Source organism: Pantoea eucrina (genome assembly GCF_001691555.1).
Lineage (GTDB): Bacteria > Pseudomonadota > Gammaproteobacteria > Enterobacterales > Enterobacteriaceae > Pantoea > Pantoea borealis.
Genome location: NZ_MAYN01000008.1, coordinates 1,069,980 through 1,092,103 on the forward strand (window position 1 = coordinate 1,069,980; position 22,124 = coordinate 1,092,103).

Genomic DNA, 22,124 nt, shown 5'->3' on the forward strand with positions numbered 1-22,124 from the left:
CTGTAGCGGACATATAGCAGATATTTCTGCCATTACGGCTGTTTTTCAGCAGACATATGCACTACATTAAGCGCGTTTTTTTGACTTTTTCAGGAGCCTGTTGTGACCCCCGTGCTACTCGATCTCTCCGGCTACATAAAATTTTTTGTTGGCCTGTTTGCGCTGGTGAATCCGGTAGGCATTATTCCGGTTTTCATCAGCATGACCAGCTATCAGGCGGCGGCTGAACGCAATAAAACCAACCTTACAGCTAACCTTGCAGTCGCTATTATTCTCTGGACGTCACTGTTTCTTGGGGATGGCATCCTGCATCTTTTTGGTATTTCAATCGACTCATTCCGTATTGCAGGCGGCATACTGGTTGTCACCATTGCCATGTCTATGATCAGCGGCAAGCTGGGCGAAGATAAGCAAAACAAGCAGGAAAAATCAGAAACGGCTATTCGTGAAAGCATTGGTGTAGTGCCGCTGGCGCTGCCGCTTATGGCAGGACCGGGCGCGATCAGTTCCACGATAGTCTGGAGCTCACGCTATCATAGCTGGCTTAATTTGCTGGGTTTTACGGTGGCTATTGCAGTATTCGCCTTTTGCTGCTGGCTGTTGTTCAGAGCGGCGCCATTAATGGTGCGGGTATTAGGTCAGACCGGCATTAACGTTATTACCCGTATTATGGGCTTATTATTGATGGCATTGGGTATTGAATTTGTCGTTACCGGTATTAAAGCTATTTTTCCGGGTTTACTAAATTAATTCAGACTTGATTTTACCCAAAAAAGATCTTTATGAACCAAAAGGGTGCATCACGCGGTGCGGGTGCACTCTTTTGGTGAAATTATTTGCCATTCTACTTTTACGGTATTTTTTATCACTTTCGCTACTTCCCTGCCTGCTTCCGCGTAATGTCCGCTTTTTATTGTGATAATTGTCACAGATTTACCTGCTGCTAAATGGTTTTTTAATGTGATTAGCTGTGCCTGATCTGGCAGAGAGTCGCTGAATATTCCGTCCTGAAGTAAAAACACCCTATATTTGCTTAGAAGCGTGTTGATATTTAATAAGTGAGTGCATAATCGCCAGAAATGCATTTATTTTCTTATTTTTCAGTTTCTTAACTAATATTTAGCGGTAAAAATTAACGCTTTCAACGTTATCCCGGACGTGATAAAAGAGAAATGGTTAACATTTTTCTGCATTGGCTTTGGCGCAATGGGATAGCTTCTGATAATTTCTGGCACTCTCTGGATTTTTATCGCTCTTTCAGCAGATGTGTACGCTTTTTGCTTATTAACACGCTGGTGAAGCCGCGGGCCGCAGTTATACCGGTAGAAAATTTCAGGAGCCGGGCGCTGTACTTATTCACTATCAAAAATATTGTGTGAGTCGCCAGCAGACATCTGCGCCCGCTGGCGGCTTATCGAGGTAACCCGGAAGGGTGCAGGGGTCTGCGTCCGACAGAGACGACGATCGCCCGGTTAACGGGATACGTCAGGCGATATAGCGCACTGACGACAATAATAAAACTGGAGCATAACAATGAACAACATCACGAAAAAAAATCTGATTGCTGCCGGCGTTCTGGCGGCAATTTCCTCTCTGGCAGGGAATGCCGCGCTGGCTGCAACGGTACCGGCTGGCGTTGAGCTTGCCGCTAAACAGGAGCTGGTACGCGGTAACGGTGACGAAGTGCAGTCGCTCGATCCGCATAAAATTGAGGGTGTTCCGGAAGACAATATTGCCCGCGATCTCTATGAAGGCCTCATCGTCAGCGATGCCAGCGGCAAACCGGTTCCGGGCGTGGCGGAGAGCTGGGAAAACAAAGATTTTAAAGTCTGGACTTTCCACCTGCGTAAAAATGCTAAATGGTCTAACGGTGAGCCGGTCACTGCACAGGATTTCGTCTATAGCTGGCAGCGCCTGGTGGATCCGAAAACGGCATCACCTTACGCCAGCTATCCGCAGTATGGCCACATAGCTAACGTTGATGAGATTATTGCCGGTAAAAAACCGACCTCTGAACTGGGCGTAAAAGCGCTGGATGATCATACGCTGGAAGTTACACTGAGCCAGCCGGTGCCTTATTTTTATAAACTGCTGATTAATGCTGTGATGTCACCGGTCTATAAGCCTGCCATTGAGAAGTCGGGCGATCAGTGGACACAGCCGCAGAACTGGGTGGGTAACGGCGCATTTAAACTGGAGGCGCACGTTATTAACGAGCGCGTCACGCTGGTACGTAATCCGCAATACTGGGATAACGAACATACCGTACTCAACAAAGTCACTTTCCTGCCAATCAACTCGGAAGTCAGTGATGTGAACCGCTATTTTTCTGAAAATGGCAGCGATATCACCTATAACAACATGCCGATTGAGCTGTTCAAAAAGCTGCAGCGCGATAACGGCAAAGAGCTGATGGTAAAACCCTATCTCTGCACCTATTACTATGAAATCAATAACCAGAAAGCACCTTTTACCGATGCCCGCGTACGTACCGCGCTGAAGCTGGGTCTGGATCGCGACATCATGGTGAATAAGGTACTGGCACAGGGCCAGCTGCCCGCCTATAGCTATACACCGCCGGCAACCGATGGCATGGAACTGCTGCCGCCGGACTGGTTTAAATGGGATCAGAACAAGCGTAATGAAGAAGCTAAAAAACTGCTGGCAGAAGCAGGCTACACCGCAGATAAGCCGCTGACGTTTAATCTGCTGTACAACACCTCAGACCTGCACAAAAAGCTGGCGATCGCGGCTTCTTCGATCTGGAAAAAGAATCTCGGCGTTAATATTAAGCTGGAGAATCAGGAGTGGAAAACCTTCCTCGATACCCGTCATCAGGGCAACTACGACGTTTCACGTGCGGCCTGGTGTGCAGACTATAACGAACCGACTTCCTTCCTGAACACCATGCTGTCAGACAGCAGCAGTAATACCGCGCACTATAAGAGCGCTGATTTTGACAAAGTGATCCATGACGCCGTCAAAGCTGCCGATGAAAAAGCACGCGTGGCTGATTACCAGCAGGCAGAGCAGATTCTGGATAAAGACAGCGCCATTGTGCCGGTCTATTACTATGTTAACGCCCGTCTGGTTAAGCCTTATGTAGGCGGCTATACCGGTAACGATCCGCTGGATAAAACGCTGGATAAGAACCTGTACATCATCAAGCACTAATAGCACACAGGCTATCGACAGTGGCGGTGCTGCGGCGCCGCTTTTTTGACTTTGTGAAGCAACAGCCTGGCAGGTATGGCAATGTTAAAATTTATTCTGCGTCGGCTTCTGGAAGCGATTCCGACGCTCTTTATTCTGATCACCATTTCGTTCTTTATGATGCGTTTAGCACCGGGTAGTCCGTTTACCGGTGAGCGCACGCTGTCACCTGAGGTGATGGCTAACATTGAAGCCAAATATCACCTCAACGATCCCATCGGCAAACAGTACCTCAGCTATCTGGTCCAGCTGGCGCACGGCGATTTCGGGCCCTCATTCAAATATAAGGACTATTCAGTTAACTATCTGGTAGGGCATGCCTTTCCGGTCTCCGCGAAGCTGGGGCTGGCAGCCTTTTTCCTTGCAGTGATTCTGGGGGTAACCGCCGGCGTGATCGCGGCGCTAAAGCAGAACAGTTTGTGGGACTATGCCGTCATGGGGGTGGCGATGACCGGCATTGTTATCCCGAGCTTTGTCGTGGCGCCGCTGCTGGTTCTGATCTTTGCCATTACGCTGCGCTGGCTACCGGGCGGTGGCTGGAACGGCGGGCAGTGGAATTACATGCTGCTGCCGATGGTGGCGCTTTCGCTGGCTTATATCGCCAGTATCGCCCGTATCACGCGCGGTTCAATGATTGAAGTCATGCACTCAAACTTCATCCGTACGGCGCGGGCAAAAGGGTTGCCGCTGCGCCGTATCGTACTGCGTCATGCGCTGAAGCCTGCGCTATTGCCGGTGCTCTCCTATATGGGGCCAGCCTTTGTCGGCATCATCACCGGTTCAATGGTAATTGAGTCTATTTACGGCCTGCCCGGTATCGGTCAGCTGTTTGTTAACGGAGCGCTAAACCGCGACTACTCACTGGTGATGAGCCTGACGATTCTGGTTGGCGTGCTGACTATTCTGTTCAATGCGATCGTTGATGTGCTCTACGCCGTTATTGATCCAAAGATTCGCTATTAAGGGTGGAGCACGCTCATGATGTTAAGCAAAAAAAACAGTGACGTGGTGGATGCCTTCAGTGAAAAGCTGGAGGTGGAGGGGCGCAGTCTGTGGCAGGATGCACGCCGACGCTTTATTCACAACCGCGCGGCGCTGATCAGCCTGCTGGTATTGTTGCTGATTGCCCTGTTTGTAGTGTTTGCACCGATGCTGGCGCAGTTTAACTATGATGATACCGACTGGGCAATGATGTCGTCGCCGCCGGATAGTGTCTCAGGTCACTGGTTTGGTACCGACTCCTCCGGACGCGATCTGCTGGTGCGGGTGGCGATTGGCGGTCGTATTTCGCTGATGGTGGGTATCGCGTCCGCACTGATAGCGGTGCTGGTGGGCACGCTCTATGGCTCTCTGGCGGGCTATCTCGGCGGCAAGATCGACTCAGTGATGATGCGTATTCTGGAAATCCTCAACTCCTTTCCATTTATGTTTTTTGTGATCCTGCTGGTGACCTTTTTCGGCCGCAATATTCTGCTGATTTTCGTGGCTATCGGTATGGTCTCCTGGCTCGACATGGCGCGTATTGTGCGGGGTCAGACGCTGGGGCTAAAACGCAAAGAGTTTATCGAGGCGGCTCAGGTAGGGGGCGTCTCCACGGCCAGTATTGTGCTGCGCCACATTGTACCCAACGTGCTGGGCGTGGTGGTGGTCTATGCCTCACTGCTGGTACCCAGCATGATTCTGTTTGAATCCTTCCTGAGTTTCCTGGGATTGGGTACGCAGGAGCCGCTCAGTAGCTGGGGCGCGCTGCTGAGTGACGGAGCAAACTCTATGGAAGTCTCTCCGTGGCTGCTGATGTTCCCGGCCGGCTTTCTGGTCGTCACGCTGTTCTGTTTTAATTTTATCGGCGATGGCCTGCGTGATGCCCTCGATCCGAAAGATCGCTAAGGAGTTTCCCGATGAGTTTTGAAACCACAACGCCAGCGCGTGCTGTGCCGGCGGGAAGCCCGGAACTGCTGCTGAATGTGCAGGATCTGCGCGTAACCTTCACAACGCATGACGGCGACGTTACCGCCGTAAACGATCTCAACTTCTCTCTGCGTGCCGGGGAAACCCTTGGCATTGTAGGCGAGTCAGGCTCCGGCAAATCGCAGACGGCGTTTGCCCTGATGGGGCTGCTGGCAAAGAATGGCCGCATTGGCGGATCGGCACGGTTTAACGGACAGGAGATCCTGAATCTGCCCGAGGGCAAGCTGAATAAGCTGCGCGCGGAGCAGATTGCCATGATCTTTCAGGACCCCATGACCTCTCTGAATCCCTATATGCGGGTAGGGGAGCAGCTGATGGAAGTTCTCCAGCTGCATAAGGGCATGAACAAGGCGCAGGCGTTTGAAGAGTCGGTACGTATGCTTGATGCGGTGAAGATGCCGGAAGCACGAAAGCGCATGAAGATGTATCCGCACGAATTTTCAGGCGGTATGCGCCAGCGTGTGATGATCGCCATGGCGCTGATGTGTCGTCCGAAGCTGCTGATTGCCGATGAGCCCACTACCGCGCTGGATGTGACGGTCCAGGCGCAGATCATGACGCTGCTTAATGAACTGAAGCGCGAATTCAACACCGCTATCATTATGATCACGCACGATCTTGGCGTGGTGGCCGGGATCTGCGACAAAGTGCTGGTGATGTATGCCGGACGGACCATGGAGTATGGCCGCGCCCGCGATGTGTTTTATCAGCCGGCACATCCATACTCTATCGGCCTGCTGAATGCGGTACCGCGGCTCGATGCAGAGGGCGAGTCACTGACGACCATTCCCGGTAATCCGCCTAACCTGCTGCGGTTGCCGCAGGGCTGTCCGTTCCAGCCACGCTGCGCCTGGGCAATGGAGGTATGCGCCGCGCCACCGCCGCTGGAGCCTTTTGCCGACGGACGCCTGCGTGCCTGCTTCAAACCGGTGGAGGAGCTGGTATGAGCACCGTTGCGGAAGAGAAAAAAGTGCTGCTGGAGATAGCCGATCTCAAAGTGCATTTTGAAATTAAAGATGGCAAACAGTGGTTCTGGCAGCCGCCTAAAACGCTGAAAGCGGTAGATGGCGTCAGCCTGCGGCTGTATGAGGGCGAAACGCTGGGCGTAGTAGGCGAGTCAGGCTGCGGTAAATCGACGCTGGCGCGCGCTATTATCGGGCTGGTAAAAGCCACCGAAGGGCGCGTCGCCTGGCTGGGACGCGATCTGCTGGGGCAGAGTGCGGAAGAGTGGCGTCAGGCGCGCAGTGATATTCAGATGATTTTCCAGGACCCGCTGGCGTCACTGAACCCGCGTATGACTATCGGCGATATCATTGCTGAACCGCTGCGCACCTATTATCCAAAGATGCCGCGTCAGGAAGTCAAAGATAAAGTCAAAGCGATGATGATGAAAGTCGGCCTGCTGCCGAATCTTATCAACCGCTATCCGCATGAGTTTTCAGGTGGCCAGTGTCAGCGTATCGGCATCGCGCGCGCACTGATCCTGGAGCCGAAGCTGATTATCTGTGATGAGCCGGTCTCGGCGCTGGATGTCTCTATCCAGGCGCAGGTGGTGAATCTGCTGCAGAAACTGCAGCGCGAGATGGGGCTGTCGCTGATCTTCATTGCGCACGATCTGGCGGTGGTGAAACATATCTCCGATCGCGTGCTGGTGATGTATCTGGGCCACGCCGTTGAGCTGGGCACCTATGATGCGGTGTACAACAATCCGCAGCATCCCTATACCCGGGCGCTGATGTCAGCGGTACCGATTCCCGATCCGGATCTGGAGAAAAATAAGCAGATCCAGCTACTGGACGGGGAGTTGCCTTCGCCGATCAATCCGCCTTCAGGCTGCGTGTTTCGTACCCGCTGTCCGATTGCCGGACCGGAATGTGCCAAAACCCGACCGCTGCTGGAGGGCAGTTTCCGCCATGCGGTATCCTGCCTGAAAGTGGATCCGCTTTGACACCCGTGAGCAGGCGGTAAACAGCAAAACGCCGGGCAAAAGCCCGGCGTTTTTATGTCTGACTTATTCGCGCCAGAGAATATGGCAGAGCTTATGATCTTTCTCACGGCACAGCAGCACGCGTGCAAATACATCCGTGACAGGCTCGCCGTCAGCTTCACCCAGACCAATCACAACTTCAGAGAAAAAGTCGGGGTTTAAATCAAAATCAACGTGTTCCTGCCAGTCTTCAGAGGGATCAAACAGCTCTGCGCCGCCACGCTCTTCAAACTGCAGGTTAAACAGAATAATATCAGCCGGATCGAGGTTATCGCCTGCCAGCTCAAGAAAAATATCGTAGGCCTGCTCCAGCGTTTCATCATCGGTCAGGCGGTTGTCTAAATCCATGGTCATGTGCTTATCCTGCGGCGGTAATCTTTCCGCTCGTTTTACAGTAATGGACTAAAGAAGTAAAACAGTCGTTCAACGATGCGCTGCCACCAGGCACGTTTCGCCCAGCGCGCATTATCCAGCAGGCGCGATCGCGCAATATAGTCATCCTGCACGGTAGCGAGATCGCTGCCAAAGCCGTCATCATCCACCACCAGGGTGATCTCAAAGTTGAGCCAGAGGCTGCGCATATCCAGGTTCACCGTGCCCACCAGGCTGAGCTGTCCATCAACCAGCACGCTTTTGGTATGCAGCAGGCCATCTTCAAACTGATAGATTTTGACGCCTGCTTCCAGCAGTTCCGTAAAGAACGCGCGGCTGGCCCAGCCAACCAGCAGCGAATCGTTGTGACGCGGCACGATAATGCTGACCTCAACGCCACGCAGCGCAGCCGTGCAGATAGCGTGCAGCAGATCGTCGCTGGGAACAAAATAGGGCGTGGTCATGATCAGCTGCTCACGCGCGGAATAGACCGCGGTCAGCAGCGCCTGGTGGATCATATCTTCGGGAAAACCCGGTCCGGAAGCGATAACCTGAATAGTGTGGCCGCTCTCCTGCTCAAACGGCATGATATTACCGTCCGGGGCCGGTGGCAGAATACGCTTGCCGGTCTCAATTTCCCAGTCGCAGGCGTAAACGATCCCCATTGTGGTAGCAACCGGGCCTTCCATACGCGCCATCAGGTCGATCCACTGCCCGACACCGGCATCCTGTTTAAAGAATCGCGGATCGACAAGGTTCATGCTGCCGGTATAAGCAATGTAATTGTCGATGAGCACGACTTTGCGATGCTGACGCAGATCCATACGCCGCAGAAAGACACGCAGCAGGCTGACCTGCAGCGCCTCAACGACATCGATCCCGGCGTTGCGCATCATATTTGCCCACGGACTGCGGAAAAAAGCAACGCTGCCGGCTGAATCGAGCATCAGACGGCAGTGTACACCCCGGCGAGAGGCCGCCATCAGCGACTCCGCCACATCGTCAGCCAGGCCGCCCGGCTGCCAGATGTAGAACACCATTTCGATATTATGCCGCGCCAGCTGAATATCACGGATCAGCGCCTGCATCACTTCATCGCTGCTGGTCAGCAGCTGCAGCTGATTGCCTTTTACGCCCGCGATCCCCTGACGATGACGGCAGAGGTCAAACAGCGAACGTGCAACGTCGCTGTGTTCTGTGGCAAAGATATGCCGGCACTGTCTCAGGTCGGTGAGCCATTTAGCCGTGGAGGGCCACATGGTACGGGCGCGCTCAGCCCGGCGCTTGCCAAGATGCAGCTCGCCAAACGAGAGATAGGCGATAATACCGACCAGCGGCAGGATATAGATGATAAGCAGCCAGGCCATTGCTGAGGTCACTGCGCGACGTTTCATCAGAATACGCAGCGTTACACCCGCAATCAGCAGCCAGTAGCCAAACAGCAGTAACCAACTGATCAGGGTATAAAAGGTGGTCATTGAGTGGACATCCTGTTCGCGCATTTATAGGCAAAGTTTACGTGTTGATGCGCTGCAGCGAAACCTTAATCTGTTGCGGGGGTTATCGATAAAGGTTTCGAATTGGCATTTCTGTGCAGATCACTATAATGCGTGCCGAAATATGCCGGACTGAGAGAGTGTCATGAGACGAAGCAGAAATGAAGTGGCCCGCTGGAGAATGTTGCGTCAGGTGCATCGCCGCCGTGCACGCTGGCTGGAGGGGCAGTCGCGTCGCTATAAGCGCATTCATGCTATTCGTCACCAGGTCGCGCAGCAGCAGCGTCGTTCAATTCTGTTTATTACACAGAATCTGTAAAGCTGACGCGGCTACGTATATTAATGGCCGCGCAGCACTAACGTGATGTTAACGAGCTGGGCCGCTGCTGCCAGTACTATCAGCATGACAATCTGCTGGCGCGCCTGAAGCCAGCCCTGCTGGCGCCAGATCCAGAGCGCGCGGCCGGTAAGCAGCAGCGCAACCAGCAGCAGCAGCAGTGACAACATCACTGATTAAAACACCCGCTTAAATGGCTTAACGGTGACTTTCTCGTAAACGCCGGCGGCGATATACGGATCGTCCTGAGCCCAGGATTGCGCCGCCTCCAGCGAATCAAACTCCGCGACAATGGCCGAGCCGCTAAAGCCGGCGGGGCCTGGGTCATTGCTGTCGACCACCGGTAGCGGCCCTGCAACAATCAGTCGTCCCTCATCCTGCAGCAGCTGCAGACGAGCAAGGTGCGCAGGGCGCACGCTGTTGCGTTTTTCCAGTGAATCTGCGGTATCTTCCGCGTAGATGAGGTAAAGCACGTTGGGATACTCCCGTTAGACTGGCCGAAATTGCGAGACACGTTAAGGCATCCCCCGGCAGAGTGCAAACGAAACCTCAGGGCAATCGGCGCCAGCGCAAGCGGGGTTAAAAAAAACAGGGAAACAGGGCACTTTTACGCTGCTTATTGAAACTGATTGCTATTTGCATTTAAACTCATCTTCTCACTCAATGACCACAGCTGCTATGACGACATTGACTACGCCTTTTCCGGCCCGTACGCCTGTTTCACTGATCCTCTCCGTGGTGCTGCACGGGTCCGTTATTGCCGGCATCCTCTATGCCTCGTTGCATCAGTCACGTGAATTGCCTGCCGCGCCTCAGCCCATCGCCATCACCATGGTCGCACCTGAGGTGCAGCCGGAACCTGCGCCTGCTGTGGTAGCGCCGGCACCCCAGCCGGAGCCAGAACCCGAACCGCAGGCCGTGCCCGAGCCGCCAAAAGCGGAACCGGTGCCGATTGCAAAACCGGAGCCAAAGCCAAAACCCAGGCCGAAACCAAAACCAAAACCGAAAATAGAGAAAAAACCGGATCCGGCACCCCGTAAGCCGGCTCCTGACCGGGCCGATCCGTTTAAGCAGGAGCGCGCAGCGACTCAGCCCCGGCCCGCCACTGCACCAAAAGCGGCCACGGCCACGGCGCCGGTTAACGCTACCGGACCTAAAGCGCTCAGCATCAGCAAACCTGCTTATCCGGCGCGGGCGGCCGCGCTGCGTATTGAGGGCAACGTACGGGTAAAATTTGATGTCGACAGTGACGGCCGGGTCGGCAACGTCACCATTCTTTCGGCACAGCCGCGCAATATGTTCGAGCGCAGCGTGAAAGATCAGGTTAAAAAGTGGCGTTATCAGCCAGGCCAGCCAGGCCAGGGCATTACCATGAATATTGTCTTTCGTATTAACGGCGGCGCGAAGATCGAGTAGTACAGACACCAGAGCGGCCGGGAAAGCCGCTCTGGTATTTATGGCTCAGTGACTGCGGTTGGCGCGATCTGCCGGCAGCGGACGCGACTTGCCGCTGCTGTCGACCGCCACGTAAACAAACACTGCTTCGGTGGCGCAGTAAGTCTGGCCTATCGGTTCTGATGAAACCTTTTTGATCCAGACCTCAACGTTGATGGTCATAGAACTGTTGCCGGTGCGCAGGCAGTGCGCATGGCAGCTGACCACATCGCCTACCGCGACCGGCTTAAGAAAACTCATGCCGTCGACACGAACCGTGACGACGCGACCTTCAGCGATCTCTTTTGCCAGAATCGCACCGCCCATGTCCATCTGTGACATTAACCAGCCGCCGAAAATATCACCATTAGCATTGGTGTCAGCTGGCATAGCCAGCGTACGCAAAACCATCTCGCCGAGTGGCTGCTTATGTTTATCGTTCATTGCTCAGTTCTTCTGCAGGTGAAAAAAAGCCCGGCTGACCGGGCAATGGAAAGACTATTTTGATTCCTGCTGAGGCATCTGCCGCCAGATATAGAGCCCGCTCAGCAAGGTAAACAGCAGCGTCAGTCCTGTCAGGCCAAACACTTTAAAATTAACCCATACTGGCTGTGGTAACCAGAACGCAACGTAGATGTTGGCAAGGCCGCACAGCAGAAAGAACAGCGCCCAGGCAATATTGAGCCGGCGCCAGACCGTAGCGGGCAGCTGCAGCTCTTTGCCCAGCATGGTCTGGATCAGGGGCTGCTGCATAAACCACTGGCTGTAAAGCAGCGCGAGCGCAAACAGCGAATAGATCACGGTGACCTTCCACTTGATGAACTCATCATTATGAAACACCAGTGTCAGGGTACCGAACACGGCCACCAGCACAAAGGTAAACAGGGTCATCTTTTCCAGCTTGCGATAGAGCACCCAGCTCACTACCAGCGCCAGGCCGGTAGCCACTACCAGCGCGCCCGATGCAACGTAGATGTCGTAGAGTTTGTAAAAAACAAAGAAAACGACCAGGGGGAGAAAATCGAGTAACTGCTTCATAGCGTTTCCAGTCCGGACAGTAGCCTACAGTTATGGCGCTCAGCGAAGCGCCGTAACCCTTAACGTAACAGCATATAGAGCCGATACAAATAAATAATCAAAACGGCAGAGACCAGATTACCCAGCGCGTTAAGCACCACGGAGGCAATATTGGCGGGCAGAACCGTCAGCGAAGAGAAAAAGAACATCAGAACAATTTTTGCCAGCAGCCACAGCAGAATAGCGGGTGCAATCAGGCGGAGATTTTGCCACGCCAGACGCATGCTGGCGCGCATGGCACCCATCACGCCCATTTTTTCACTGACCAGCATCACCGGCGCCAGCGACAGTAAAATAGCGAGCATGATGCCAGGAACCATCAGCACCATAAAGCCAAGCTGCACCAGCAGCGTGATCAGAAAGGTCTGCAACAGCAGTTTAGGCAGCAGCGGTGCAGCGGTGCCGATAGCACGCAGGGCACTGACGCGCTGACCACCGGAGACCAGCGGGATCAGGCAGAGCATTCCGCCGAGCAGCAGTGTGTTACCAATCAGGGCCGCCAGCGTACCCGCTGCCGAGGCGCGCAGCAGTATACGCTGCTGATCGGGCGACATATTCTGTACCAGTTCAAACAGGGAGGAAGCGCTGCTGTCACTCTGGCTCAGCAGCGACAGCTGCTCCTCATCAGGCGTCAATGCATGCCCGATAATCACGGTAATGAATGAGGTCAGCAGCGCCATCAGCACTATAGTGACCAGCTGATGGCGCAGAAAATTTCCTGTGTCACGGTATAACGAGCTTGCCGTGATAGACATGTACACTCCTTGAAAAAAACCGGGTTAATTAACCCGGCGATTGTACATGCTAAGCGGGCAGGCTGGCACCCGGAATACCATAACTTTCTGTCATGACAGGTAAAGATGACAGATTCACTTCCTTACAATTGCAGTCCATACCCAACTATTCCCCTTAAGGCCGCCAAAACAGGGATTTCCTGATTTTGTCGCTGTTACATTTAGCAATACTATTCCCGGTTGTTGCTGTTTTTTCCCTTCACTAGCTCCGCAAACGTGTACATACTGATGTACATAATCCATTTCGTGTACATGCACAATGCCTCTATCTGATACTGCACTCCGCGCCCTACTGGGCAAGGAATCTGAAAAAGTTCAGACGAAGTCTGACAGAGATGGGCTCTCTGCCCGCATATCCTGCAAGGGTAAAATATCCTTTCAATATCGCTATCGCTGGAACGGAAAGGGCGAACGCGTTGATATTGGGACGTACCCGGCAACGTCTCTGAAAGAAGCCCGCGAAGAGGTCCTGCGGCTCAGAGGTGAGCTGGAGCAGAACCGAAACCCACGCCTGGTTAAGCGGCTGGCACGTACGGATGCTTATACGTCGCTCACTGTAGAAGGCCTGATCCGTGAATGGTACGACAAATACGCCAGACTGAACAAAAAGGCTCACGTAGAGGTGATACGGGCGTTCGAGCTTCATATATTCCCTGAGCTCGGTGACATACCGAATGAGGACGCTACGATCCACATGTGGCTCAATGTCCTTGAGCCGCTGGCCCGTAAAAAACCATCTACCACTGACTCCCTGCTGACCCATATTAAACAGGCTCACTTTTGGGCCGTGCGCCGCAACCTGGCAAAGCAGGCACCGCTGAGCGATTTGCGCCTGGCTGATTTGAACATCACAAAGGGATCGCGTGACAGGGTGCTCAGCGATGACGAGATAGTTACCATTTTCCGGGCAATGGAAGCGAGCAGGATAGCACCGAAGTTTCAGCTGCTGGTTAAGCTCTGCCTGTTGTTCGGTTGCCGGGTTGGAGAACTGGCAAATGCAGAAAAGGCGCATTTTGACCTGGAAGCCAAACTCTGGTCCATTCCGCCTACGCATCATAAAAACGGCAGGCGAACTAAAAAACCTCTGGTGCGGCCGATCATCCCGGAAGCTGAAGAGATGCTGCGAGAGCTCTTTGAATTATCGCCACGCAGTAAGTTTGTTATGACGACAGGCAAGACAGACAAAGCGCAGGGACGTGCAACTCTCACGGATATTTCGCCAGGTCTGCAGAAAACAGCCCTGAGACATTTGGGCATTGAGATGAAGCACTGGACGATACATGATTTGCGCCGTACGGCCCGGACAAACTTCTCTGAACTGACTGAACCACATGTGGCAGAGCTGATGCTGGGTCACAAGTTACCCGGTGTGTGGCAGGTCTACGATAAGCACAGCTATATAGAAGAGCAGCGGCGCGCCTATGCGTTATGGTGGGCGCGCGTCACTGCATTAGTTTATGGCGAGGGTAAGGTTTCGGTGCTGTCACTATCGTCCTGATAGTTCAGAATATCACACGTTCTGAACGTCAGGCGACCACGTCGCACAGGCTTCGGAAATGACGGGTTATGCGGGAGCTGAGTGCGCCCGTTAATTGATACCCATTTGCGGATCGTCTGCGGAGCAACACGCAACATGAAAGCTGTCTCCGTGAGATTCAGGTAGGGCATCTGCAAAAGCGTCTTGATGTCGATATCATTCATAGTTGCGCTCACAATAGTTTCTCTACACGTTACCTGCTGCATCAGGCTTTGATGCTGTGACATGTCACAGCTTCAATTTTGTCTCATGCCAGCCGCGGTTTACCCAGCAGGCAGATTCGCCCTTACATGGGCAATTCTGCACTCGCAGCTGCAGTAGCTGCATCCATCGCGAGAAGGTTCACCGCAGTCGCCGTTACGGCAAATGGGTGACCGGGGTTCCGGGCGCGGCCGTTTAGCCAGGGCGATTTCTGTATTTAGTATCTCAAGGTCTGAGGCATCATCTGCAATGTCGCACATAGTGATTCTCCAGATTTAGGCAATAAAAAACCCCGCCGGGGCGAGGTTTGTTAGGTGATGAATTTTCTATCTTCCCATTACGTAATTTGTGCAATCACGGGGTGACTTGGCGTTGAGTCTGCCATAGTCGTAGGCTCGCCTGAGCTTTGTTATAGCGTCAGAATTTCCAGAGTATTTTGATACTACGTCCAGATATTTTTTTGCGGACTCAAGATGATCTCCTGAAGCTGAACCTTCGCCACCAAAATTACAAGCGCTTGCCATATCGACAGCAATGTCAAAGCTGGATTTAGGCTTTGCATATCGCAATTTGTTTTCCTTAACATATTGGTCTGCTTTGTCCACGATTTCCTTTCTCCAGCATAGGCCTGAGCCCTTTGGAGCGGCTTCTTCCGTCTGAGCAAACCCATATTCATTCACTGAGAATTCGCAATCCAAATTATTTTTAGTGTCGTGGATTACAAACGAGTACGCAAAAGAAACTGGCAGCAGCGTCAATGCTAAAATAAAAAATAAATCTGTATATTTACGTGACATGGCGATTCCTCCTGACTGGGGTATATCGCTACCGGCGAACCTCGGCGCATTCTAATTGCACCAATGGCCGGCGCTCATGCAGACGCGCCCTCATCTGTTCGCAGGCTTCAATGGTTGGATATATTCGCTCCGACACCGGCGCGGGAAGGGCAGAGATTATTACGATCACGAAGCCGATGAGCATGGCTACACCTCTGGTTTCCGATACAGCGGCACGTCTACGGATTCATCAAACGGCTCAGCCCACATATCGCCAATCTTCAGCTCGTTCTCAAATCTCAGCTGACCTTCGACGGTATATGCGGCGGGTTTGCTGAAGGCTTTGCGGTAAGCTTGCAGCTCCTTTGCCATATCAGCGATAGACACGCCATAAATCAGATCGGTGACGGTCGAAAGCTCTTCAAGCTCTTCATCAGTCGTTGCGCGATTAATCATGCTACCTCCATTCCCTTTGTCAGTACGGATAGAGTAATGCGCTCTGTTAAAGCCTGCATCAATGTCCGCTCCACCTCATGCAGTTTCTCACGCTTTCCCGGCTTCATTTTGAGGTACCGCAGCACCTGCGCCTGCAGTTACGGAGAGATGGCCGGCATCTCATATTGCATAAGCCACACCCGTCCAGATGATTGTGCACGCTACCCACATAACCGCCCACATCTTGCCACGAGTGCTCATGGTTTGACCTCCATGCAGACTTTCAGCGCATCGTAAAAGCAGCCCTTCAGGTTGTTGAATTGCCCGCCTGTCAGGGGTCCGTATTCGCCCAGACGATCGTGTAGCTTCCACGCGGCATCGTTAACCTGATTGGATCCGATATCCGGCAGAACTGGTTCTGACTTCAGCTCCGCCAGGCTGACGGCAGGCGCGGGGCGGGCATACACAATGCGCCCGATATTCCCGCGGGCCATTTCTTCGTGATAGACATGCGGTTCAGCGTCGTACCAGTTGCCATCCTCGATGAGCTGATAGATTGGCTTCTGCTTCTCCAGCTCTGCCAGCTTAAATAATGCATCTCGGATTAGCGCCGCATCAGCATGCCCGAGAATCATTCCAGCTTTGATATCTTCAGAGTTGATCATTTGCCACCTGCCAGTGATTTAGGTATCTGAACTTCATCACCTAACTTTTCTTTCACAAAAGCCCGGCACGCATCAGGTAGGTTGCTATGCTCTCCCGCGGGGATACGAAGCCGGGAAAAAAGCTTGGCGTTTTCTGTCGGGTTGAACCTGTATGCTCGGTCCCAGTTTCCTCGAGTGAAAAATGTTTTTACCGATTTATATGGGGCGTCTGGGTTACCTGTAGATATCTGAACGTTCTCTCCTAAAGCCAGTCCTACGGCATAATTCAGGGTTTCACCTTGCATTTCTGAAGTTTTCATTTGCCACCTGCCAGTGATTCATATTGGGAAGGGGTGGTGTCGGTTTCGGCGCGGAGCTGGGCGGCGCTATGTTTGGGTAACTGCTTGTTGGCTTCCAGCACCATTTTGCTACCATCATCTAGGCTCCATTCAACGCGGCCACCCTCGGACATAACTAACTGCCAAACCATCTGCGCAGCTTCATTGGTCACGTCACGGCCGCGGTCATTACCAACACGCTGGCGGACGCCATTGCCGAGGTCTTTCATCTTCGCGAGTTGGATAGTTTTGCTAAATGGTGAAAAGCCAAGTTCTAATCGTGCCATCTCTTTCCCCTTATGCAATGCCAGCCGGGTACAGGCCAGCATCACTCCATCAGTATTGCGCCATACCGGCCGCGTCGGGTGTCTCTGAAGTCGCCCCAGACCTCTACAACAGGCCGGGTGACGATGATTTGTGGCAGAGGAGGGCGCTTAGCCATCTCCTCATGCTCTCTGCGTTTCAACTCATCCAGGTAAGCATCCTCTCTGCGCTGAGGTGTCAACAGCTGCGGATGGTCGTTACCAGCTTCCTGTGCTGCTAAGGCCGCCAAAACGCCATTCAGCACTTCCTGCTTGCGGCGCTTAATCTCTTCGTCAGCTCCGTTCAGGCGTGACGAATGCGCCGGATATACCGGTGATGGGTTCATGATGCGGCCTTATTGGTGGGTTAAATTAGAAGGGGATATCGGTATCGTAATCAGGTGCGGTAGATTGACCACGCGGTTGCTGCTGACCGGATGGCGCTGGGTTTCCCTGCCGCGGCGGCAGGTCGATATCTCTCACCAGAATGGTAGGAATTGAGGCTTTGCTGCCGTCATTCTTATCCCACTCCTCAATCAGAAACTCACCGGTTACCGTTACCTTTGCGCCCTTAGTAACGGCCTGCGAAAGCTTTTCAGCCATGGCACCGAACATTTTGCACTGCAGCCAAGAGGTTTTTTCGTTGTCTCCGAACCCTGATTTAGCCGGCAGGGAGAAAGTGGCAATGTGCTTCCCATTAGGGGTGACGCGCACAACCGCGTCTTTACCCACGTTGCCGGAGATTGTGATCACGTTAATTGGCATTATGCTGATGCTCCTTCAAGCTCTGATTTTCTTATGTCGTAGACTTCCTTCGCCTTAGCCTGCTCAGGCGTTCCTGCCAGCATCTGCCATGCTTTTGAGAATGCCTGTTTCAGCTCTTCCGGAGTGTTCTTCTGCAGCGCCGCCTCTGTGAAAGCTGCCAGAGTAGCGGCGGGCGTTGGTTTATTTTTCTGCTTCTGTTGTGGCTTCTGCTGCTGAGGTGCAGACGCTGATTGCTGCCGGTGCTCGTTCGTATCAGCATCCTTTGAGTCATCAATGCCAAACAGGCCATTCAGGCAGTATTTGCGGGCGTAAGAGCTGGTAGCACCGGTTATCTGGGCATCATCCATGCCTTTCTTCTCGCTCGCCTCACGGGCCATTGCAGAAGCACTGTGCGATGACTCGCCGTCCGTAATGGTTGCTGTCGCTTTCACGTAGTAGCGATCGCCAATCATTACAATTTCGTCACTAATGGACAGGAACAGGCCCTTAAGCAGCGGCTTAACCCCTTCGAGGATGTCTTCACAGCTGCGGTAGTGGTATTTACCGAAGTTGTTGTACTGGCCTTTTGGAGCATTCAGCGTGCTCTGTATCTCTGTCAGGCGGGCATAAAACTCCTTACTCATGGCATCCTCCCATTGCTTCAAACTGGCGCTCCGTGCGGAAATCAGCAATCGCTTCCTGCGCTGCCTGCTCATAGGTCATCGGGTCTGCCAGTTCGCCCAGCATGCCCTGCATAAAGTCGCCCCAAACGTCATCGTCATGCTGCATTTGCTTTCACCTTTGCGTTCCAGTCAGTGTCCTGGCAATCGTGCCAGCCAAGAGAGATAGTGCTCGCCCATTCATAGGCCGACTTCATCCCGTCTTTGGTGTCAGGGAATGACTCTTCGTACAGCTTGTTCAGCCGCAGGCAGCCCTGCTGAACCAGCAAGGTTCCGTTTACCGGGATAATCGTCATTGTTTATGTCCTCTCTGGCTCATGGCGTTTAACAGGCTGCGGGCTGCAGCACGCATGCGGCGGGTGATACGTTCTAACTGTGATTCGGTGATAAAGGGGCAGCCCGATGCCGCCCCAGCAATTGCGAGTTGCATGGGGATACCTTGTTGAAATTGGTTGGTGTCAAAAAGAAAGGGAGCCATTGCGGCTCCCGTAAGGGTGAAACGTTCTGGTTATGGAAGCCCTCTAAGGCGGTGGTGCGTAGCACCGTAAAGCCGTCTAAGCAGACAGCTTTACGGTGTCACTCAGTGGTTTCCAGAGCGATATATCCTTCTTCTGGATATTCTGCAAAGCAGGCTCGCAGACCCTCGTAAATTATCTGGCCGTCATCCCCCTGTATTACTCCCTGATCAATAGATAGCTCTGTTTCGCCATCCACATAACAACCTTTTGGTGACTCGCAAGCTAATCCAGCGAATTGCGCCAATTCATAAATCTGTGCGATTGTTAAGTTCATCCTCTCTCTCCTGTAGTGGTTACTGGCCCAGCGCCTTTTTAATTGCATTACGTGCCATGACCACATCTTCTTTGTGCAGAGCGCAATTTCCGTCATCGTGATAGCTGAGTATCAATTGAAGCACCTCAAGAAGCTCAGGTGCTGCGGCGATGAGATTAAAATCATGAATGGTTTTTTTATCCATAGCCCAAAACCCAAACACTTCGTCGTATTCCGCCCCCTTGTTGCTATAAGCAATATTCCTTTCGTCATCACGGTGGCATCCTTGTGTGTCTTCTTGCCTCCCATCCTGATAAACAGCTACGCATCCGCCTCTGACATCATTAATCCATGGCCCCGGCGTACCCTTAAACTCACTCATCTAACCTCCTGCTATAAACCCCAGCACCATCAGCACGATAAACACTAACCAACCGCAGTAGTAATCAACGTCGCTCATCATGGTGCCTCCAGATATGAAAAAGGCCGCCTAAGCGACCTGTCGAATTGTGTATCCGTAGCCCAGATAGGCGTTGCGGTCTTGCAGAATCGCAGCTGATGATCGAGCAGCGCTTTCGCCCCTGACCGTTTTAATCACGTAATCTTTTGAGTCCGGTCCGTTCTCAACCACCTCAAATAATGGGATGCAGCTGTGATATTGTTCGCGCGACTCTTTCATACTCACCTCGCCGTTACGTTGTCTTTAGATTTGCGATAGCCAGCACTGAAGATGGCTACCTGTGGTAAGCACATCGCTGAATCAACATCGGTGCCTATGTATTTCGCAGCGCCGGCCAGAATCTGTTTGTGATACTCAGTTTCGGTATCGACTGCTTTAACTACCCGGTCAGTTACAGGCCGCTTGCACTGGAGTACAACGCGGCTTGGAGTGGGGCGGTGCATTACTTCTGCGTTTACGCTGACTTCACTCTGAAGGTGAGCTCGACGTTCGCGACGGCGGCCAGATGCTGAACCAGTGAATTGAGTTCTGCGTGTCATAAATACCTCCTGAGTGAATTTTGGCGATGGTTCTTATCCATCCCAAAAGTCACGCTTTGGTACTAACTGGCTTTTCAGCCACGTAGGCAAACCTCGCCATTGTTTAAGAGCTGCTATCCTTTTCTGTGCCTCTCAGCTTCCTGCTGATGGAATTGAATATACACAATATGTGATTTTATAGTCAATCACAAATCGTGTATGATCTTGCATGTACACATTATGTGTCTGATTATCATGTGATTTTATTTTCTGCAGATGTAAAAAAGCCCGCTCAGTGGCGGGCTATTGGCAGTGCAGGTATAAGAAACCCAGCGCGACAGCTAGGGTATATGCATTTAATTGAAAATATTTAGTGGGTAGGCATGCTCTTACCAGCGGCATTAAGCATATGCTCAAAGTAACTCGACATGTCGCTGCTGGATAAAAGGTTATACATCTTGTCAGAGTAACCGTGGATCAAGTTCAACTGCTGCGTGTAGGTGCGCTCTTGAGATGCCTCTGCAGCATAAACAAGAAACGTGTTAACATCTTCTTGCCAGATAGTCTTGGCAGTGTTCATTGTTATTGCCTTCACCGCAGTATCTCCAAGCTTTTGCTTAAGGTTAGAGCTTCTGAAGTCGAGAGTTTCGGTTAAGTGATAGATTCCATTTTTTAGGAGAAGCTCGGCATAGAGGCCTTCAGCCTCAGACAAAGGGTAGCCCTGAACAACCTTATGATCATGAATCTCATTCACGTTTTTCCCTAAAATCCCAAACCGCTCAAATTCATCCTTCAACTCTGTGATAATTCTTTTTTGAGTGACTGGAAGCCTTTTTCCTGATCTAATAGGAGAGATGTACATCTTATTGATTTTAATGATTTCATTATCATATTCTTCCTTCGAATTGGCTGTAAAAGTACCAATTGAAGATAATGTAATGCTCCCTTGAAAAAAGGCTACAGCTTGTTCCAATGTTAGGCACGAAAGCATTTTATCAAGCTGATCTTTAAGCTCTCCCAGCTGCTCCATTGAATAATCATTAGTCAGTGCTTTGATTTTGGTATGTGACTCAAGCACTCGGATATCAGCAACACCTTCTGATGATGTGACAGCAAATCCGACATTGATAGACTCTGCTCTGACAGGATTAGGTGTTATCCTGATCACACTGTATTTATAACATGTCATTTTAACACCTCCTGTCTTACCGAGCTTAATCGCTCATTTTTGCCAGAACCTGCCCACCAAGTGGTAAGAGCCTCACGATGCAATGGGTTAATCCAACTACCCGGCATCTCTAGGAAAATTCTATCGATATCATCAACATTTATCTTGCTCATGTTATCGATTATTTTCACTGCGGACTCACGGCATGTCGAATCAGTGTACGTCATAGCCTTGATAGAGTTCCAGTTATTAGTCGTGTTGTATCCTAAAGGCATGAGACTGCTTCCAACCTTGTTTGGCCAACCCATAACCATCGCCGCCAAGCTAAAATCGAAAGCTTGAACTGTAATGTCGCCATTTCGATTTTTCGTGTAAAGGTAATTACCAAGGTGCCTATCAATGTTGTATACAAATTGGTCGAAAGCATAGATTGCCCATACTTGCTTTCTTAAGATAGAAGATGATGACATCAAAGCTGAGGCGAAGTTGATCGCGTCTTGTGGCTTAGACAATGCGGCAAGATCGTAGCGAGAACCAAAAAAATGCTGGTCAGTGGCTTTGTCATAAATCACACGACAAATAGGGGTCGGCAGACCACACATTTCACCCAATCGAGTACATAGCCATTCAGATGCTGGTATTTGCCGTGGGTTAGGAAGCCCCTTCAGGTCAGAGGTTTCACCATCAAATACGCTTTTAACTGCATATTCTAAACCATCAGATGCAATGACAGTATTCTTCAGATGCGCTGTACCACCAAGTACAGGCCGCATAGACTCAACCTCAAGTGACAACAGAGGTTCTTGAATTGTCATATCATTGAGTTCACTCTCATCGCTCATGAACTACTCCTTGTGCCTGGCAAACTAATT

General features: G+C 51.9%; 30 protein-coding genes and 1 pseudogene. 9 read left to right on the forward strand and 22 right to left on the reverse strand.

Going from position 1 to position 22,124, the window contains the following annotated elements:
• Positions 1–102: 102 nt before the first annotated feature.
• The 6 genes from BBA90_RS11090 to oppF all read left to right on the forward strand — a co-directional run bounded on the left by BBA90_RS11090 (position 103) and on the right by oppF (position 7,129).
• Positions 103–750, forward strand: coding sequence for a YchE family NAAT transporter (locus BBA90_RS11090; RefSeq protein ID WP_065649185.1), 648 nt, complete (start codon positions 103–105; stop codon positions 748–750).
• 783 nt (positions 751–1,533) lie between these two features.
• Positions 1,534–3,174 carry an oligopeptide ABC transporter substrate-binding protein OppA gene (oppA, locus tag BBA90_RS11095; RefSeq protein WP_065649186.1) on the forward strand — a complete coding sequence of 547 codons (1,641 nt, stop codon included), beginning with the start codon at positions 1,534–1,536 and terminating at the stop codon, positions 3,172–3,174.
• Positions 3,175–3,255: 81 nt separating this feature from the next.
• Positions 3,256–4,176 carry an oligopeptide ABC transporter permease OppB gene (gene oppB / locus BBA90_RS11100; RefSeq protein WP_065649187.1) on the forward strand — a complete coding sequence of 307 codons (921 nt, stop codon included), beginning with the start codon at positions 3,256–3,258 and terminating at the stop codon, positions 4,174–4,176.
• 15 nt (positions 4,177–4,191) lie between these two features.
• Positions 4,192–5,100 (forward strand): oligopeptide ABC transporter permease OppC, encoded by a 909-nt coding sequence (gene oppC / locus BBA90_RS11105; protein WP_065649188.1) that lies wholly within the window; start codon positions 4,192–4,194, stop codon positions 5,098–5,100.
• 11 nt (positions 5,101–5,111) lie between these two features.
• Positions 5,112–6,128 carry an ABC transporter ATP-binding protein gene (locus BBA90_RS11110; protein WP_065649189.1) on the forward strand — a complete coding sequence of 339 codons (1,017 nt, stop codon included), beginning with the start codon at positions 5,112–5,114 and terminating at the stop codon, positions 6,126–6,128.
• Positions 6,125–7,129, forward strand: a complete 1,005-nt coding sequence (gene oppF, locus BBA90_RS11115; RefSeq protein ID WP_065649190.1) for a murein tripeptide/oligopeptide ABC transporter ATP binding protein OppF — start codon at positions 6,125–6,127, stop codon at positions 7,127–7,129. The genes BBA90_RS11110 and oppF overlap by 4 nt, the downstream gene beginning before the upstream one ends.
• A 63-nt stretch (positions 7,130–7,192) precedes the next feature.
• Here the strand turns inward: oppF and BBA90_RS11120 are convergent, their stop codons facing one another.
• Both BBA90_RS11120 and cls read right to left on the reverse strand, forming a co-directional pair.
• Positions 7,193–7,522, reverse strand: coding sequence for an HI1450 family dsDNA-mimic protein (locus BBA90_RS11120; RefSeq protein WP_206099896.1), 330 nt, complete (start codon positions 7,520–7,522; stop codon positions 7,193–7,195).
• Positions 7,523–7,557: 35 nt separating this feature from the next.
• Entirely contained in the window at positions 7,558–9,018 is a 1,461-nt protein-coding gene (gene cls / locus BBA90_RS11125) for a cardiolipin synthase (protein WP_039384637.1), read from the reverse strand.
• A gap of 163 nt (positions 9,019–9,181) precedes the next feature.
• Here cls and BBA90_RS19135 point away from each other — a divergent pair, with 163 nt between their 5' ends.
• Positions 9,182–9,355: a YciY family protein gene (locus BBA90_RS19135; protein WP_139074186.1), complete on the forward strand. Its 174-nt coding sequence runs from the start codon at positions 9,182–9,184 to the stop codon at positions 9,353–9,355.
• A 20-nt stretch (positions 9,356–9,375) separates the two neighbouring features.
• Here BBA90_RS19135 and BBA90_RS19350 read toward each other — a convergent pair whose 3' ends face one another.
• On the reverse strand, positions 9,376–9,546 hold the full coding sequence (locus tag BBA90_RS19350; RefSeq protein WP_167350663.1) for a hypothetical protein: 171 nt from the start codon (positions 9,544–9,546) through the stop codon (positions 9,376–9,378).
• A 3-nt stretch (positions 9,547–9,549) separates the two neighbouring features.
• Positions 9,550–9,846 (reverse strand): YciI family protein, encoded by a 297-nt coding sequence (locus tag BBA90_RS11130; RefSeq protein WP_039384635.1) that lies wholly within the window; start codon positions 9,844–9,846, stop codon positions 9,550–9,552.
• A gap of 205 nt (positions 9,847–10,051) precedes the next feature.
• Here BBA90_RS11130 and BBA90_RS11135 point away from each other — a divergent pair, with 205 nt between their 5' ends.
• On the forward strand, positions 10,052–10,789 hold the full coding sequence (locus BBA90_RS11135; protein WP_139074187.1) for an energy transducer TonB: 738 nt from the start codon (positions 10,052–10,054) through the stop codon (positions 10,787–10,789).
• 45 nt (positions 10,790–10,834) lie between these two features.
• On the opposite strand, the gene yciA is transcribed toward BBA90_RS11135, so the two are convergent.
• From yciA to BBA90_RS11150, 3 genes are read right to left on the reverse strand one after another with little or no spacing between them, the layout of a single operon-like run.
• Positions 10,835–11,251 carry an acyl-CoA thioester hydrolase YciA gene (gene yciA / locus BBA90_RS11140; protein WP_065649192.1) on the reverse strand — a complete coding sequence of 139 codons (417 nt, stop codon included), beginning with the start codon at positions 11,249–11,251 and terminating at the stop codon, positions 10,835–10,837.
• A gap of 54 nt (positions 11,252–11,305) precedes the next feature.
• On the reverse strand, positions 11,306–11,845 hold the full coding sequence (locus BBA90_RS11145) for a septation protein A (RefSeq protein WP_039384629.1): 540 nt from the start codon (positions 11,843–11,845) through the stop codon (positions 11,306–11,308).
• 59 nt (positions 11,846–11,904) lie between these two features.
• Complete coding sequence (locus BBA90_RS11150) at positions 11,905–12,639, reverse strand: YciC family protein (protein WP_065649193.1); 735 nt, start codon at positions 12,637–12,639, stop codon at positions 11,905–11,907.
• 298 nt (positions 12,640–12,937) lie between these two features.
• Between BBA90_RS11150 and BBA90_RS11155 the strand changes: the two genes are divergently transcribed.
• A complete protein-coding gene (locus BBA90_RS11155; protein ID WP_065649194.1) occupies positions 12,938–14,176 on the forward strand; it encodes a tyrosine-type recombinase/integrase in 1,239 nt (412 codons plus the stop codon).
• 566 nt (positions 14,177–14,742) lie between these two features.
• On the opposite strand, the gene BBA90_RS11160 is transcribed toward BBA90_RS11155, so the two are convergent.
• The 15 genes and pseudogenes from BBA90_RS11160 to BBA90_RS11235 form a co-directional block, all read right to left on the reverse strand.
• On the reverse strand, positions 14,743–15,213 hold the full coding sequence (locus BBA90_RS11160) for a hypothetical protein (RefSeq protein WP_065649195.1): 471 nt from the start codon (positions 15,211–15,213) through the stop codon (positions 14,743–14,745).
• A gap of 186 nt (positions 15,214–15,399) precedes the next feature.
• Positions 15,400–15,648, reverse strand: coding sequence for a hypothetical protein (locus BBA90_RS11165; RefSeq protein ID WP_065649196.1), 249 nt, complete (start codon positions 15,646–15,648; stop codon positions 15,400–15,402).
• Positions 15,649–15,884: 236 nt separating this feature from the next.
• A complete protein-coding gene (locus BBA90_RS19550) occupies positions 15,885–16,292 on the reverse strand; it encodes a hypothetical protein (protein WP_065649197.1) in 408 nt (135 codons plus the stop codon).
• Positions 16,289–16,591 carry a hypothetical protein gene (locus BBA90_RS11175; RefSeq protein ID WP_065649198.1) on the reverse strand — a complete coding sequence of 101 codons (303 nt, stop codon included), beginning with the start codon at positions 16,589–16,591 and terminating at the stop codon, positions 16,289–16,291. Before BBA90_RS11175 ends, BBA90_RS19550 begins: the two co-directional genes overlap by 4 nt.
• 80 nt (positions 16,592–16,671) lie before the next feature.
• Positions 16,672–16,896: pseudogene (locus BBA90_RS11180) on the reverse strand (DUF7446 family protein); the annotation flags it as partial.
• Positions 16,897–16,937: 41 nt separating this feature from the next.
• Positions 16,938–17,258, reverse strand: coding sequence for a hypothetical protein (locus BBA90_RS11185; RefSeq protein WP_065649199.1), 321 nt, complete (start codon positions 17,256–17,258; stop codon positions 16,938–16,940).
• A 25-nt stretch (positions 17,259–17,283) separates the two neighbouring features.
• The gene (locus BBA90_RS11190; protein ID WP_065649200.1) at positions 17,284–17,676 is read right to left on the reverse strand and encodes a single-stranded DNA-binding protein; all 393 of its coding nucleotides are present in this window, start codon (positions 17,674–17,676) and stop codon (positions 17,284–17,286) included.
• Positions 17,676–18,299, reverse strand: a complete 624-nt coding sequence (locus BBA90_RS11195; RefSeq protein ID WP_065649201.1) for an ERF family protein — start codon at positions 18,297–18,299, stop codon at positions 17,676–17,678. Before BBA90_RS11195 ends, BBA90_RS11190 begins: the two co-directional genes overlap by 1 nt.
• Complete coding sequence (locus BBA90_RS19355; RefSeq protein ID WP_167350676.1) at positions 18,292–18,444, reverse strand: hypothetical protein; 153 nt, start codon at positions 18,442–18,444, stop codon at positions 18,292–18,294. The genes BBA90_RS11195 and BBA90_RS19355 overlap by 8 nt, the downstream gene beginning before the upstream one ends.
• On the reverse strand, positions 18,434–18,631 hold the full coding sequence (locus BBA90_RS11200) for a DUF5444 family protein (protein ID WP_065649202.1): 198 nt from the start codon (positions 18,629–18,631) through the stop codon (positions 18,434–18,436). Before BBA90_RS11200 ends, BBA90_RS19355 begins: the two co-directional genes overlap by 11 nt.
• Entirely contained in the window at positions 18,628–18,813 is a 186-nt protein-coding gene (locus tag BBA90_RS11205; protein WP_065649203.1) for a protease FtsH-inhibitory lysogeny factor CIII, read from the reverse strand. The genes BBA90_RS11200 and BBA90_RS11205 overlap by 4 nt, the downstream gene beginning before the upstream one ends.
• A 98-nt stretch (positions 18,814–18,911) precedes the next feature.
• On the reverse strand, positions 18,912–19,127 hold the full coding sequence (locus tag BBA90_RS11210; RefSeq protein ID WP_065649204.1) for a hypothetical protein: 216 nt from the start codon (positions 19,125–19,127) through the stop codon (positions 18,912–18,914).
• A 19-nt stretch (positions 19,128–19,146) separates the two neighbouring features.
• Positions 19,147–19,488 carry a hypothetical protein gene (locus BBA90_RS11215; RefSeq protein ID WP_065649205.1) on the reverse strand — a complete coding sequence of 114 codons (342 nt, stop codon included), beginning with the start codon at positions 19,486–19,488 and terminating at the stop codon, positions 19,147–19,149.
• A gap of 966 nt (positions 19,489–20,454) precedes the next feature.
• Positions 20,455–21,273: a DUF3037 domain-containing protein gene (locus BBA90_RS11230; RefSeq protein WP_065649208.1), complete on the reverse strand. Its 819-nt coding sequence runs from the start codon at positions 21,271–21,273 to the stop codon at positions 20,455–20,457.
• Positions 21,270–22,094 (reverse strand): HipA family kinase, encoded by an 825-nt coding sequence (locus BBA90_RS11235; RefSeq protein WP_065649209.1) that lies wholly within the window; start codon positions 22,092–22,094, stop codon positions 21,270–21,272. Before BBA90_RS11235 ends, BBA90_RS11230 begins: the two co-directional genes overlap by 4 nt.
• Between the last annotated feature and the right edge of the window lie 30 nt (positions 22,095–22,124).